Source organism: Nucisporomicrobium flavum (assembly GCF_016464385.1).
Classification (GTDB): Bacteria; Actinomycetota; Actinomycetes; order Mycobacteriales; family Micromonosporaceae; genus Actinoplanes; species Actinoplanes flavus_A.
The window spans coordinates 772,062-785,405 of record NZ_JADMLH010000002.1 but is presented as its reverse complement, the minus strand read 5'-3'; the positions used below and the strand labels follow the sequence as shown (position 1 = coordinate 785,405).

The window sequence follows — 13,344 nt, the reverse complement described above, 5'->3', positions numbered from 1 at the left end:
AATTTGCACTATGCCCTGAGGAGGCTGTTCACCAGTCCGGGCAGGCGCGCGGTCTCGCCGATGGAGGTGAACCAGGTCCACAGCTCGAGGGCGTGGTAGAGCCGGTAGAGCGCGATCCGTTCCGGGCCGTACGGCGGCAGCGGGCCGTACCCCTCGAACAGCGCCGCCCGCTTCTCCGGCGACTCCTCGGGGTCGAACTGCAGCGTCTTGGCCAGGTCGGTCATCGGGTCGGCGGCCACGGCGTTCTCGACGTCGATGAACCCGGCGACCGTCCCCTCGTCGTCGATCAGGACGTTGCCCTCGTGGAGGTCGTTGTGGCACAGCACCGCGCCGGTGCAGGCCGCGTACGCCTCCTCGTCGGCCGCCACCCGCCGGGCGACGGCATCGTGGAGGTCACGCCGGCCGCCGGCCGCGAGGAACTCGTCCAGTTGCCGCGCGAAGATGCGACGCACGTACGTCACGTTGTCGGCGACGGGATCGACGATCTCGGTGGTGAGGTGCCCGTACGCCGGCAGGCTGATCCTGTGCAGGGCAGCCAGGAACTCGCCCATCCGGCGGTACGCGGCCCGCACGGCGGCGGGCTCCAGCTCGTGCTCCCACATCGGCTTCCCGCGGATCAGCGTGAGCACCGTCGTCGCCCGCTCGTCGTCGGCGTGCACCACCTGCGGAACGCCGGCCACCCCGGCCGCCAACCGGTAGACGTGCACTTCCTTGCGCTGCTGCGCCCGCCACCGGTCGGCGTACTGCTTGACGATCAGCGGGTCGGCCCCGGCGCGGCGCACCTCGTGCACCGTGTGCAGCGATCCGCCGCTACGGGGCACGACCTCGGTGACGACGGATCCGGACGGCAGAATCTCGGCGAACGGCGGCGGCTGCACAGCGCCGAGGGTAGGGCACGCGGGCATCACGCCCTGATGCTGTCCACATCGCGCAGCGTGTGGCGTTCGATCACGGGTACGGGCGGCAGCGGCGCCCCGGTCACGCTGTCGTAGAGGTGGGCGCGGGCCCGTTCCACCGCGATGCCGGCCAGCTCCTCGTCGTGCGACGCCTTGCCGATGCTCTCCGCCATCACCCGCGAGGTGGCCTCGGCGTACCGGCGAGCGTCGCGCAGGCCCTGCTCGTAGCCGATCGCGGCCTCGTGCTCCCGGCCTCGGGCGACGCGGGCCTCGCTGCGTTCGTACCCGTTGCCGTGCGAGACGAACTTGAGGCCGACCGCGGCGCAGTCGAGGGCGACCAGCAGCAGCGCGATGCCGACGTAGAAGACGCCGATGCCCCAGAAGTCGCTGGTCACCAGGTACCACATGGCCTTGGTGCGGGCGCCGAACCCGGCGTCGGCCTTGATCGCCTCGGCGTTGGCCGTACGCTGATCGCTGATCTTGCGGGTGAGGTCCGCCTGCTCGGCGGCCCGCGACTGCCGCGCCGCATCCTGGCTCTTCTGCAGCTCCGCGGCCTGCGCGTCGAGGCGCGCGGCCTGATCGTCCAGGCCCCGGGACCGCTTCACCAGCGTGTCGCAATAGCCGCCCTCCGGGCAGCCCGCCTTGCGGGAGACACCGTCACCCTCGGAGTCGGCGAGGGCTTGGGCATAAACGGTACGGGCGTCCCTGCGCTTCTGCGCAGCGCGTGTGGTGAGCGCCTGCACGGCCCGGTCGTCCGCCGCCGTCTCCCGCTTGAGCTGCTGCATCCGGGCGTCGTACGCGGCGATCGCCCCGCTCTGCTCGACCCGGCTGATCTGCTCGTTGTGCACCTCGTTGAGCCGCGCGTCGATCTCGCCCTGGTAGCGGGCCAGCATCAGCGGCTCGGTGATGATCACGGCGAACAGCAGGGCCAGGGCGAGGCGGCCGGCGTACAGGCCGACGGTCGGGCGGCGCAGCAGGTCCGCCGGGTCCGACGACTCCAGCCGCTCGTAGTTGATCGCCACGCGGCCCACCACGGCCCGGTCGTACGCCACCACGCCGGTCGCGACGAGCGGCCCGACCAGCCACTGCCACCACGGGTGCGTGTAGTTCGCGCTGGCGTCGACGAACGCGGCGCCGCCGACCGTCGCGTACACGAAATAGAGCACGATGAACACGCCGATGGCGCTGTAGAGGACCCGGTCCGAGTGCGTGGTCACGCTGTCCGGGTTCACGTTGGCGATCCGGAGCAACAAGCGACGCATGCAGCGAGTCTCGCTGATCGCACGCTCCCGCGCGGGCGAAACGGGCGGATCGGATGGTCGCCTCAGGTGAGCGAGGACGGCTCCGTGATGGCCACGCGGACGATCACCGCGGCGTGCACGGTCTGCGGCTGCGGGTCCAGCTCGAGCTCCAGGTCGGCGGCCGACTCCATCCCGTACGCCGCGGCCCGCATCCGGCCGCCCCCGCCGCCGCCGGTGCCCTCGTCGGAGATCTCCACCAGCCGGTCCACCCGAGCGCCGACCGCCTCCGCGTACTCCCGGGCCCGGCCCAGCGCGTCGGTGATCGCCTCGCGTCGCACGTCGGCGCCGGCCCGGCTGCCCGGGCGCAGCTGCCACCAGGGCCCGGAGATGGTCACGTCCTCGCCGCGGCCCAGCCGCAGCAGGATCTCCCCCAGCGAGGCGAAGTCGGTGACGGTCACCGTGGTGCTGACGCTCCCCACGTACGCGGAGATGCTGCCGCCCCGCTTGAGCTGCGGGTGCACCTGGACCCCGCTGGTATCCCGCCGCTCGACCGCGTCGGGGTAGTCGTCGAGCGCGGTGCGCACCTCGGCGGCCCGCTCGGTCAACCGGGTCAGCGTGACCTGCCGGTCCTTGTCGCGTACGGACACGGTGACGGAGAACTGGGCGATCTCCGGGGGCACTTCCCGGACGGCCTCACCACGGACGACGACCATCGGCTGCTCAGGCATCCCCCGAACCTACCCATCAACCGAGCGGGATGCGTACGCCGCGGGTGAGCGCCGAGTCGCGCAGCACGACGGACGCCAGCCTCGTTCCGCGGGGAACGTCGAAGACCAGCGTGCCGTGTACGCGTACGCCCGGGTCGATGCGCTCGAGCACCGTCCGGCCCGGTCCGGCCGCGAACATGGCGGCCCCCGCCTCGCTGGGGAACGCCCGGCCGTCGGCCGCGTACCCGGTCTGAGCGCCGGCGTCGAGGGTCCGCGCGTGCCGGCCGATGTTCTTCACGGAGACCGTGACCAGGCAGAACCGGCCGCGCGCCTTCTGGCCGAGCCGCCTCGTGCCGACCTGGCGTACGCCGCAGCGCATCCCGGTGACCGCGAACTCGAAGCGGCCGTCGGCGACCTCCTGGTTCATCCGGCCGGCCACGGCGTCCGCGCGGGTGGCCTGCCGGGTGGTACCGCCGAGGTCCGCGGCGAGCTGGTCCGCGGCGGCGCCGATGGCGGCGACGAGCGTGACGCAACCCGCGGTGAGCAGCACCGCGAGGGCGGCGACGAGCCACGGCCACCAGTCGTCGGTACGCGTCGTGAGGTGCTGCCGGAGCCGGCGGTACGGCATCGGCGACTCCCCCCGGTACGGCGTAGCGGCGTGGCCGGGTAGCCACCCGAGAGATACCGGACCCGGCCACGCACTACACCAAACCCGCACGTATGCCGTCGCGTAGTGGGCCGAACAGTCACCCTGTGTGGTCCGGTCGGCACGCAGCGCCCGCCCGTACGCCTCATAGCCGCGAACCTCGTCTCACGGCCGCGCCGGAATGCCGCCTTCGCCCGTTATGCACCTGGCTAGACCCCCTCATGACCCACGGGAGTTCGCTGTGACCGAGACCCAGATCAAGGACCGGCTCAAGGCCGTGCTGAACGGGAGCACGCCGGACACCGCGACCTCGGAACACCCGCTGATCGTGCCCGGCGCCATGCACCCGAACCAGGCCCTGCAGGTGCTGACGCTGGCCCAGCGCACGGCCGAGGAACACATCGCGATCGCCAACCGGCAGGCCGAGAAGATTCGCGCGGACGCCCAGGCCGCCGCCGATCAGATCGCCAAGGATGCGGAGGCGCACTCCAAGAACATCCGCAAGGAGGCCGACCGGGTGCTCGCCGAGGCCCGGGCGGCCGCCGAGAAGGCCGCCCGCGAGGCCCAGGCCCAGGCCGAGGAGACCCGCCGCAACGCCGAGAAGATCGTCTCCGAGGCCCGCGACCAGGCCCAGAAGATCACCGGCGACGCCCAGGAGCACGCCGAGCAGCTCAAACTGCAGGCGCAGCAGCGGTACGAGGACGCCGTCGGCAGCCTCGGCTCGAAGCGGGAGGCGCTGCAGCAGCAGATCGAGTCGCTCGAGGAGTTCGACCGCGAGTACCGGGCCCGGCTGACCACGTTCATGCAGGGCCAGCTGCGGGCGCTGTGGGTGGACGTACCGGTCGTGGGCGACGAACTGGGGGCGCCCGCGGAGGAGCCGGCCGCCGACGAGGCGGAAACCGGGGAGTGACCCCTCCGTTCGGCCAGCACGTCCTGGCCGTTCGACCGCGCCGCCACGGCTGCCGCCGTACCGGTAAATAGGGATGATTCGGACATGACACCACACTCTTCCCGGCGCCGCCGGGCGGCCGTGGCCGTGGCCGCCACCGCTGTGGCGGCCACGATCGCCGGGTCGTTCTTCATACGCGCCGACGCGAGCACCACCCCCTGGGGTACGCAGGTCGCGCGGTACACGTTCGACGAACCCGCCGCCGGCAGCCTGCTCGACCTCTCCGGCCACCGGCACATGCTCGCCCCGGTCAGCGGCGCGGGCGGCGCCGTGACCACCGTCCCCCGAGGCGACGGCGTGGCCCTCACGTTCCCGGCGGCCTGCCACGAGGAGCCGTGCCCCCGGGTCGCCCTGCGCGCCCGCAGCTCCGCGGACCTCAACCCGGGCAAGCGGCTGATCCGCTTCGGCGCCTCCGTGCTGCTCGCCCCGGATCAGACCACCAAGGGCCAGAACGTGCTGCAGAAGGGCTACTCCGCCCGGGGCAGCCAGTACAAGCTGCAGATCGACGGGGTGGCCGGCAAGCCCAGCTGCGCCCTCGTGGACGGCCGTACCCGGCGTGTGCACATCGCGAAGAGCAGCGTCACGGTCGCGGACAACGCCTGGCACAGCCTCGAGTGCCGGCGCAAGCGCACCATGCTCGTGATCCGGGTGGACGGCGAGCGGCGTGGCAGCACGCGCATCCCGGCCGGCCTGTCGGTGTCGAACCGCAACCCGCTGAGCGTCGGCGGCAAGGGCGCGTACACCGACAACGACCAGTTCCAGGGCGCGCTCGACGACGTCTGGGTCGCCGTCGCCTGACAGCACGAAGCCGGCGCCCCCTTTTCGGGTGGCGCCGGCTCGTGGCGTTCCGTCAGCTCAGAGGGCGAAGCCGTCGAGCTGGTCGCGGAGCTTCGCGAGCGCCTTGGTGAGCAGGCGCGAGACGTGCATCTGGGAGATGCCGACCTGCTCGGCGATCTGCGACTGGGTCATGTTGCCGTAGAAGCGCAGGCTGACGATCCGCTGCTCGCGCTCGCTCAGCATGGCCAGCGCCGGACCCAGCGCGACCCGCAGCTCGGTGAGCTCGAAGCCGTCGTCCATCCCGCCGATCGTGTCGCCCAGCTCGGTGCTGCCGTCGGCGTTGACCGGCGTGGACAGGCTGGCCGCGGTGTACGCCCGCGCGCCCTCCAGGCCCTCGACGACCTCTTCCTCGGTGATGCCCAGGTGCTCGGCGATGTCCGCCACCGTGGGCGAGCGGCCCAGCGTGTGGCTCAGCGTGCTGTTGGCGCCCGTGATGGCCAGCCGCAGCTCCTGCAGCCGCCGCGGCACCCGGATCGACCAGGTGCGGTCGCGGAAGTGCCGCTTCAGCTCGCCGACGATCGTGGGGATCGCGAAACCGGCGAACTCCACGCCGCGGTCCAGCTCGAAGCGGTCGACGGCCTTGATGAGCCCGACCACGGCCACCTGGTACAGGTCGTCGGCGGGCTCGCCGCGGCCGGAGTAGCGGTTGGCCAGGTGCCGGGCCAGCGGCAGCCACGCCTCGATCGCGCGGTCACGCAGAGCCGGGCGCGACGGGTGCCCCGCGGGCAGGCTCGCCATCGCAGTGATGAACTCACTGGCGCTGTCCGTGCTCGCCGACGCGTCCGTGCGGGTCTCGGCGTCGTGAGCGGGAACGGCGATGACGGTCATGAACAAGCTCCCTGTATCCGGCTGCCGACGTCGGCAGCCCTCCGTACTCGACGGACCGGCCGGCACGGGGGACGCGCCGGCAGCCCGCGAGGTGCTGCGGTGTGCGGACGTCTTGCCCGCAAACAGGGCATGCTCAAACTCACCTGTACGGCCGGAAACCTCGCACCCGAAGGAGGTTGCGCTCCGGTCGACCGGTGCGTTAATGATCAGCGCGAACGTGAGTGCCATTACTGTTCCCCGTCCATCCGCGTTCAACCGATCAGCCGGCGGAACTGCAGCGTGCTCGTACGGAACACCGCCCGCTCGACCACCCGTCGCCCCGGCCCCGGCGCGTCGACCATCCGCCACCGCCCGACCAGCACCCCGACATGCCCATTCATCGCGACGAGGTCGCCGACCTTCGCGAACCGCGGCGTGACGCGGATGCCCCGCCGGGCCTGCGCGGCGGACGAGTGCGGCAGCCGGATCCCCACAGTCCGGTACGCCCCCGACGTCAACCCCGAGCAGTCCCACCGCGACGGCCCGCTGGCACCGTGCGCGTACCAGTCACCTCGCTGAGCCCGGGCATACGACACGACCCGCACCCGCGCCCGGGCATGTCGCCGGGACAGCTCGACCGGCGTGAGCGCCGGCGCCTTACGGACGGCAACGGGCTTCCCGGCGCTCACCACCTTCCGCACGGTCGGCGGAGGCGCGGGCGCGGCATGCACCGGAGCGGAGGCGAACAGAACTGTGAAAGCGCCGGTAACAGCGGCCAGGCGCATGCGACGAGCGGACAGCTAAGTCTCCTCGATCGGCTCGGGACACGCGTGTGAGCTCCTGCGCCGGCGCGGTGCCGGTGCCGCCGCGAATGCGGACAGCCAGGACCCGAGCTATTTTTCTGGACAAAGGGGACGCTAGCTTGTGATGGGCACCACACGTCAAGCCGCATATTCGCGAAAATTAGTCAAGAAGACGCGCCGTCAGCCCAGACCGTTCGGTGTTCGGGATTGACCGAACACCGAACAGCAGGCCCGGTCAGCGGCACTCCGGGGGTGGGGTCGGCTTGCCGGCCTCGACCAGCGCCTGGTTCGTCTCGGTCGCCGTGGCCAGCCGTCGGAAGCCGTCGCCGACCACCAGCTCGACGGCACCGTCCCGCCCCGGGTCGAACTGCAGAACGGCCTGGTTGCGCAGCATCGCCCGCAGCACCACCGCGTCGCCCACCGCCTCGGGCCCGTACCGCAGGATCGCCACCTCGTCCGTGCGGCCGGCCGCCTCGCCGGCCGCGATCGCCTGGGTGAATCGGCGTTCGCGCAGGTCACGGACCACCGTTTGGTCCAGGCCGGCCGTGGCCGCCCCGTCGAGAACGCGGACCCGGATGTCGCCCGGGTCGGCCGGCAGCGACAGATCCAGGCCGGCGCACGGGTCGGCCGGCGCGGCGGCCGGCGGCGGGGACGACGCGGGGGGTGGTTGGTCGCCGGCCAGCCGGAGCGCGGCCGTTCCGGCGCCGGCGGCGACCAGGGTCAGGCCGGTGGCGGCCAGGGTGGTGCGGCGGCGGGCCCGGGTGCGGCCGCGCGCGCGGATCTGCGCCGCCGGCGCGAGGGGGGCGCGGCGGACGTCCTCCGCCAGGTCCAGGAGCATGTCACGAACGGGACGCGGCATCGTTGACCTCCGGTGTTTCGTCGCTGAGCAGGTCCGCCAGCGCGGCGCGGGCGCGGGCGAGCCGGGCCTTCACCGTTCCGGCCGGGACCCCGGTGCCGGTCGCGATGTCGCCAACCGACATGTCGAGCAGGTAGTGCAGGACCACGGTCTGCCGTTGCGCCTCGGGCAGCCGTTGCAAGGCGGCGATCACAGCGACCCGGTCGGGCGACGGGCTGGCCGTGGTGGAGGGCTGACCGCCCAGCCGGGCCTGCGCCGCGAGCCACCGCTTGAAGCCGCGCCAGCGGTTGGCCGCCAGCCGCCACGCCACGGTCCGCACCCACTGCTCCGGGTTGTCGTACGCCGACACCTTCGGCCAGTGCTGCCACGCGCGCGCGTACGCCTCCTGCGTGATGTCCTGAGCGTCGCCCAGGTCGCCGCAGACGGCGTACACGTGCAGCACGACGCGTCGCGCGGTGGCCGCGTAGAACGCGTCGAAGTCCTCGGTGCCGCCGCGGGTCATGGCGATGGTGTCCCTTGTGAGATCCGCACAGACGTATACACCCCGGAGCCGCCGGGCCGGTTGCCTCAAACGTCGAGTTGTTCGACGACCTGTTTGCGGGCGTGCTGGTAGATCACCGAGCTGCGGAACCCGACGATCTCCCGCCGGCCGCTGAACTTGTCCATCAGGAACGCGTGCAGGGCGTCGACGTCCGGCACGGCGACGTGCACGAGGAAGTCGTCGCCGCCGGCCACGACGAACACGGACAGCACCTCGGGCAGGGCCATCGCGTACGCCTTGAAGCCGTCTATCACCGTACGGCTCAGCGGCCGGACCTGGACGTGCAGCAGCGCCTGGACCGGCCGGTTGAGGGCGGCCAGGCTGACCTCGGCGTGGTAACCGGTGATCACCCCACGCTCGCGCAGCGCCCGGACCCGTTCGAGGCAGGTCGACGGGGCGATGCCCAGCTTGCGGGCGAGGTCGCGGTTGGTCTGCCGGGCGTCCGTCTGGAGATGCTCCACCAGCGCCGAATCAAGTTCGTCCACGACCGGCATTATGGGCCATCTTCCGAACGACATTCGGTACGGCGGCCCAACGGGCCAGCACATCTCTACGTTCCTCGCATGGAACACGAACGAATCATCATCGAGCGCGGGAAGCGCTCCGGGCTGCCGATCATCGTGGCGGTGCACTCCACCGCGCTGGGTCAGGCCATCGGCGGGTGCCGGCTGGCCGCGTACGCGGATTGGCGTGACGGCCTGACCGACGCGCTGCGGCTGTCCGCCGCGATGACCGACAAGTGCGCGCTCGCCGGGCTGCCGAACGGCGGCGGCAAGACCGTGGTCGCGCTCGCACCCGGCCGGACCCTCGACGGCCGGGATCGGCGCGACGCCCTGCACGACGTCGCCGACGTGATCGCGTCGCTCGGCGGCACCTACGCCACCGGCCCGGACATGGGTACGGGCCCCGACGACATGGCCACGATCGCCGAGCGCACCCCGTACGCGTTCTGCCGCCCGGTCACGTCCGGCGGGAGCGGCGACTCCTCCGAGGCCACCGCCGTGGGTGTCCTGGCCTGCCTGCAGACGCTCTGCGCGGAGAGCGACCTGTCAAACCGCACCTTCGCGATCCTCGGCCTGGGCCGCGTCGGCGCGCACCTGCTCGGCCTGCTGCACGAGGCCGGTGCGCAGCAGGTGGTTGTCAGCGACGTCGACGAGACCAGGCGGGCGGTCGCGGACAAGTACGGCGCCACCTGGACCACCCCGCAGGCGTGCCTGACCGCGGACGTCGACGTGCTGATCCCCGCCGCGACGGGCGGTCTGCTCACGCCCGACTCGGTGCCCACCCTGCGCTGCGCGGCCATCGCCGGGCCGGCCAACAACCAGCTCGACCAGCCCGCCACGGCCGGCCTGCTGCACGATCGCGGCATTCTGTGGGCACCCGACATCGTGGTCAGCGCCGGCGGGATCGTGCACGCCACCGCCGTCGAACTGCACCACGAGACGTCCGCTGAGGCGACCGCCCGGGTCCGGGCCATCGGCGGCACGCTGGCGGAGATTCTGCGTACGGCCCGGGCCACGGGCACCACCCCGGCGGAGGCGGCCCGCGCCCGGGCCCGGAACGTCGTCGCGCGAGGACGAGGCGAGCTGGCACGATGAGCGCCGTGGTGGCTCCCCGGCAGCTCGAGCTGCGTCCCTCGTACCCGATCCGCACCGAGCGCCTGCTCCTGCGCCCGCTGACCGCCGGCGACGCCGGTGCGCTCCTCGACTACCGCAGCCGGCCCGACGTCTGCCGGTACGTGCCGTTCGAGCCGATGGACGCCAGGACGATCTCGGAACGGCTCGCCACGTACTGGGCGGCCACCGTGCTCACCGACGCGGGGCAGGGCATCACGCTGGGCGTCGAGCACGCGGAGACCGGGGAGCTCGTCGGCGACGTGCTGCTGTACTGGATCAGCCGCGAGCACCTCAGCGGCGAGATCGGCTACGTGTTCCACCCGGGCCACGCCGGACACGGGTACGCCACCGAGGCGGCGCGAGCCATGCTCCGGCTGGGCTTCGAGGACCTGGGCCTGCACCGCATCACCGCCCGCATCGACGAGCGCAACGACGCATCCGCAGCGGTCCTGCGCCGGCTCGGGATGCGCCAGGAAGCACGCCTCGTGGAGAACGAAATGTTCAAGGGCGAGTGGACCACGGAGCTGGACTTCGCGATGCTCGCCTCGGAGTGGCCGGCGCACCGCTGACCCCGCCTGCTACCGCGGCAGCAGGGCCAGCGCCTCGGTCAGGTTGTGCTCGGCGATGTGCGCCATGAACGCACGGTCGGGGAAGTCGGTGTCGAGCAGCCGCAGCGGGCCCGCGGTCAGCGACAGCCGCTGGGTCAGCATGTACAGCGCGAGCCGGTCCTCGTCGAGCCCGTCCACCGCCAGCCGCGGATAGTCGCGGCCGAGGCGGATCCGCAGGAACACGTGCTCCCACTCGACGTCGAAGTACAGCAGGTCCTCGACGTCGATGAGCACCGGACGGCCGTCGCGGTCGACGAGCACATGGTCGAGGCCGAGCTCGCCGTGCACGACTGCGTACTCGCTGCGTGGCCGGACCGCGGCGGCCAGCTCGCGCAGCCGCTCCTCCAGCCGGTCCCGCGCGTCGGCGATCCGCCGGTCACGCCCGGCCGCCTCGGCGAGGCAGCGCAGCGCGAAATCCAGGGCCGCCTGCTCACATGTGGGCCAGTGGGAGGCGCCGCCGCCGTCGATCACGGCCACTTTCCCGTACGCGCGAGCGCGATGTGCCCGCATCGCAGCCAGCCCCTCGGCGAGCTGTGCCATCGTCGGCTCGGCCGCAACGGGGTCGCGGGCGAGCCGGTCCATGAGGTTCTCGCCCGGGAAGTCCTCCAGCACCACGTGATCGGCCGGGTAGCGGGTGCGGCTCCGGTCGATCACGTACACCTCGGGAACCCGCAGGCCGAGGGAATCCAGCCGGGCGTACGCGGCCTCGAACAGGTCCAGACCGACGCCGGCCGCGAACGGGTCGGCCGGGTCGTCGTCGTTCTCCCGCGCCGGCCAGTAGTTCTCCGAGGCCTCCCACAGATAGACGATCGCTGTCGTGGCGTCGTCCATCGTCAGCCGGTACACGCCCTTGCTCGTGCCGCCGGCGAGCCGCTGCACCGCCTCGAGCCGGCGCCCTCCGCCCAGCGCGGCACCCGCCACGGCGGCGAGATCGTCCCTGGTGACCGTTCTGGGCGCCATGACTTCTCCCCCGTGATCAACCTGTTGTGCGCGTACCTCATATTGAGCGCATGAGATCCCGTACGAGGGTAGTGGCGGCGTCCCTGCTGGTGGGCGCGGCACTGATGGGTTGGACGACTCCGGCCGCCGCGGCACCCGCGTACCCGAAGCCGGGCCGGTGTGTCGACCGGACCGACGTGCTGGGCAGCGCGCTGTGCGCGAAGGTGACCACGATCCTGAAGCGGGACGAGAAGGCGACCTCCGACGAGATCGCCGTCGCGGTCGTGCCCACCACCGGCGACGAGAGCATCGAGGCCTGGACGACCGGCCTCTTCAACAGCTGGGGCGTGGGCAAGAAGGACAAGAACAACGGGGTCCTGCTGGTCGTCGCCGTCGACGACCATCGGGTACGCCTGGAGACCGGCCGGGGCGTGACGAAGCGGCTGACCGACGGTGAGGCCGAGGCCATCGTGGACGGTGTCGTCACTCCGCGCTTCGCCGAAGGGAACTACCAGCTGGGGATCCTCGCCGGCCTCGACGAGGTACGCCGCGAGCTGGGCCATGCCCTCCCGGCGAACGCCCGGCTCGAGTCCCTGGCCGAGCCCGCCGACGACGAGCCGGATTCCGACTACGTGTCCGGCGGTGGGTCGGGGTCCGGTTACATGCCCGACGGCGACTTCGCCTTCCCCGACGAGTCCGGCGACGACGACGGGTCGGGGTCGGGATGGCTCGTGCTGTTCGTCGTGCTGGCCGGCATCGGCGTGGTCGCCGCGCTCGTCTCGCGCGCCACCGGTGCCGGTTCCGGCGGATCTCGCGGCAGCTCCCCGGGCTGGGTGCGCCCGGCGGCCGGGCTGCGGTCCCCGCACCATCACCACCACACCGCGTGGATGGGCGGGAGCACCGACACGTCGGCGCCGTCCTTCAGCTCGTCACCCGACACGGGCTCCAGCTTCGGCGGCGGCAGCTCCGACGGCGGATCAGGAGCGTCCGGAAGCTGGTGAAGCCGGCGAGCTGAGCCCGGCATCGGCGAACACGGACCGGGCGACCCGGACGAACGCCGCGACCGCCGGCGACCGGGACTCCCGCGGCCACGCCACCACCAGCGTCGACGGCGCGAGATCGGCGACCGGACGGTACGCGATCTCCGGCCGTGGATGCCGCCGGGCCAGCGACTCGGGCAGGAACCACACGATGCTGCCGACCTCGACGAGGTTGAAGATCTGGGCGAGGTCCAGCGACCGCGGCGGCCAGGCGGGCGGGGCGTCGCTGCCGTCGGCCGCCGTACCGTCCGGCAGCAGGCGCCCGGCGAGGTCGGCGGGCCGCAGCTCGGTCCGCGCGGCGAGCGGATCGGCCGCGGGCAGGGCCACCAGGCGGGGTTCGGTGAGCAGCGGCTCGACGTCGAGCCCGCGGTCGTCGAACGGCGTCGGCAGCAACGCGACGTCGGCCCGCCCGTCGCGCAGGGCCGCGACTTGTTCGCCACGGCCGCCGAGCTGCAGTTCCACCGGCAGCGCCGCTTCCTCACGCTCGTACGCCGCCAGCATCCGTGGCAGCATCCCGGCGTCGTGATCGGCCTTGAGCGCCAGCCGCAGCGTACGCACCGGCTGCCCCGCATGCCGCGCCCGCCGCTCGGCCGCGGAGACGGCGTCCAGGGCCGTACGCGCGTCGCGCAGCAGCACCTCGCCCGCCGGCGTGAGGCGGACCTGCCGCGTGGTGCGCTCGAGCAGCCCGACGCCGAGGTGCCGTTCCAGGTCGCGGATCGCGCGGGACAGCGGGGGCTGGGCCATGCCGAGGCGTTCGGCGGCGCGGCCGAAGTGCAGTTCCTCGGCGACCGCCACGAAGTACCGCAGCTGGCGGACCTCGAGGTCACTCATATCCGTACGGTATCAATGCGGATCGGA

At 72.5% G+C, this 13,344-nt stretch carries 16 protein-coding genes; 5 read left to right on the top strand and 11 right to left on the bottom strand.

Annotation, left to right across the window (positions count from 1 at the left end):
• Positions 1-8: 8 nt before the first annotated feature.
• The 4 genes from IT780_RS07860 to IT780_RS07845 all read right to left on the bottom strand — a co-directional run bounded on the left by IT780_RS07860 (position 9) and on the right by IT780_RS07845 (position 3,472).
• Positions 9-878, bottom strand: coding sequence for a phosphotransferase family protein (locus IT780_RS07860; protein WP_199510711.1), 870 nt, complete (start codon positions 876-878; stop codon positions 9-11).
• A gap of 26 nt (positions 879-904) precedes the next feature.
• Entirely contained in the window at positions 905-2,158 is a 1,254-nt protein-coding gene (locus IT780_RS07855) for a DUF4407 domain-containing protein (protein ID WP_199510710.1), read from the bottom strand.
• A 62-nt stretch (positions 2,159-2,220) separates the two neighbouring features.
• A complete protein-coding gene (locus IT780_RS07850; RefSeq protein WP_199510709.1) occupies positions 2,221-2,865 on the bottom strand; it encodes an SIMPL domain-containing protein in 645 nt (214 codons plus the stop codon).
• Between the two features lie 16 nt (positions 2,866-2,881).
• Positions 2,882-3,472 carry a DUF4352 domain-containing protein gene (locus IT780_RS07845; RefSeq protein WP_199510708.1) on the bottom strand — a complete coding sequence of 197 codons (591 nt, stop codon included), beginning with the start codon at positions 3,470-3,472 and terminating at the stop codon, positions 2,882-2,884.
• A 259-nt stretch (positions 3,473-3,731) separates the two neighbouring features.
• Here IT780_RS07845 and IT780_RS07840 point away from each other — a divergent pair, with 259 nt between their 5' ends.
• Positions 3,732-4,400, top strand: a complete 669-nt coding sequence (locus IT780_RS07840; protein WP_199510707.1) for a hypothetical protein — start codon at positions 3,732-3,734, stop codon at positions 4,398-4,400.
• 84 nt (positions 4,401-4,484) lie between these two features.
• Positions 4,485-5,237 carry a LamG domain-containing protein gene (locus IT780_RS07835; RefSeq protein WP_199510706.1) on the top strand — a complete coding sequence of 251 codons (753 nt, stop codon included), beginning with the start codon at positions 4,485-4,487 and terminating at the stop codon, positions 5,235-5,237.
• 57 nt (positions 5,238-5,294) lie between these two features.
• Here the strand turns inward: IT780_RS07835 and IT780_RS07830 are convergent, their stop codons facing one another.
• From IT780_RS07830 to IT780_RS07810, 5 genes are all read right to left on the bottom strand, one after another.
• Entirely contained in the window at positions 5,295-6,104 is an 810-nt protein-coding gene (locus IT780_RS07830; RefSeq protein ID WP_199510705.1) for an RNA polymerase sigma factor SigF, read from the bottom strand.
• Positions 6,105-6,355: 251 nt separating this feature from the next.
• Positions 6,356-6,772 carry a C40 family peptidase gene (locus IT780_RS07825; protein WP_307831083.1) on the bottom strand — a complete coding sequence of 139 codons (417 nt, stop codon included), beginning with the start codon at positions 6,770-6,772 and terminating at the stop codon, positions 6,356-6,358.
• Between the two features lie 349 nt (positions 6,773-7,121).
• Positions 7,122-7,724 carry a LytR C-terminal domain-containing protein gene (locus IT780_RS07820; protein ID WP_199510703.1) on the bottom strand — a complete coding sequence of 201 codons (603 nt, stop codon included), beginning with the start codon at positions 7,722-7,724 and terminating at the stop codon, positions 7,122-7,124.
• Position 7,725: 1 nt separating this feature from the next.
• Complete coding sequence (locus IT780_RS07815) at positions 7,726-8,244, bottom strand: SigE family RNA polymerase sigma factor (protein ID WP_199510702.1); 519 nt, start codon at positions 8,242-8,244, stop codon at positions 7,726-7,728.
• Positions 8,245-8,309: 65 nt separating this feature from the next.
• Positions 8,310-8,777: an Lrp/AsnC family transcriptional regulator gene (locus IT780_RS07810; RefSeq protein WP_233412291.1), complete on the bottom strand. Its 468-nt coding sequence runs from the start codon at positions 8,775-8,777 to the stop codon at positions 8,310-8,312.
• Positions 8,778-8,846: 69 nt separating this feature from the next.
• Between IT780_RS07810 and IT780_RS07805 the strand changes: the two genes are divergently transcribed.
• A complete protein-coding gene (locus tag IT780_RS07805; RefSeq protein ID WP_199510701.1) occupies positions 8,847-9,881 on the top strand; it encodes a Glu/Leu/Phe/Val dehydrogenase dimerization domain-containing protein in 1,035 nt (344 codons plus the stop codon).
• Complete coding sequence (locus IT780_RS07800; protein ID WP_199510700.1) at positions 9,878-10,468, top strand: GNAT family N-acetyltransferase; 591 nt, start codon at positions 9,878-9,880, stop codon at positions 10,466-10,468. Before IT780_RS07805 ends, IT780_RS07800 begins: the two co-directional genes overlap by 4 nt.
• A gap of 9 nt (positions 10,469-10,477) precedes the next feature.
• On the opposite strand, the gene IT780_RS07795 is transcribed toward IT780_RS07800, so the two are convergent.
• Entirely contained in the window at positions 10,478-11,467 is a 990-nt protein-coding gene (locus IT780_RS07795) for a phosphotransferase (RefSeq protein WP_199510699.1), read from the bottom strand.
• Positions 11,468-11,517: 50 nt separating this feature from the next.
• On the opposite strand from IT780_RS07795, the gene IT780_RS07790 reads away from it, so the two are divergent.
• Positions 11,518-12,447, top strand: a complete 930-nt coding sequence (locus tag IT780_RS07790; protein ID WP_199510698.1) for a TPM domain-containing protein — start codon at positions 11,518-11,520, stop codon at positions 12,445-12,447.
• Here IT780_RS07790 and IT780_RS07785 read toward each other — a convergent pair.
• Entirely contained in the window at positions 12,424-13,317 is an 894-nt protein-coding gene (locus IT780_RS07785; RefSeq protein ID WP_199510697.1) for a LysR family transcriptional regulator, read from the bottom strand. The two genes, IT780_RS07790 and IT780_RS07785, sit on opposite strands and share 24 nt — an antisense overlap.
• Positions 13,318-13,344: the final 27 nt, after the last annotated feature.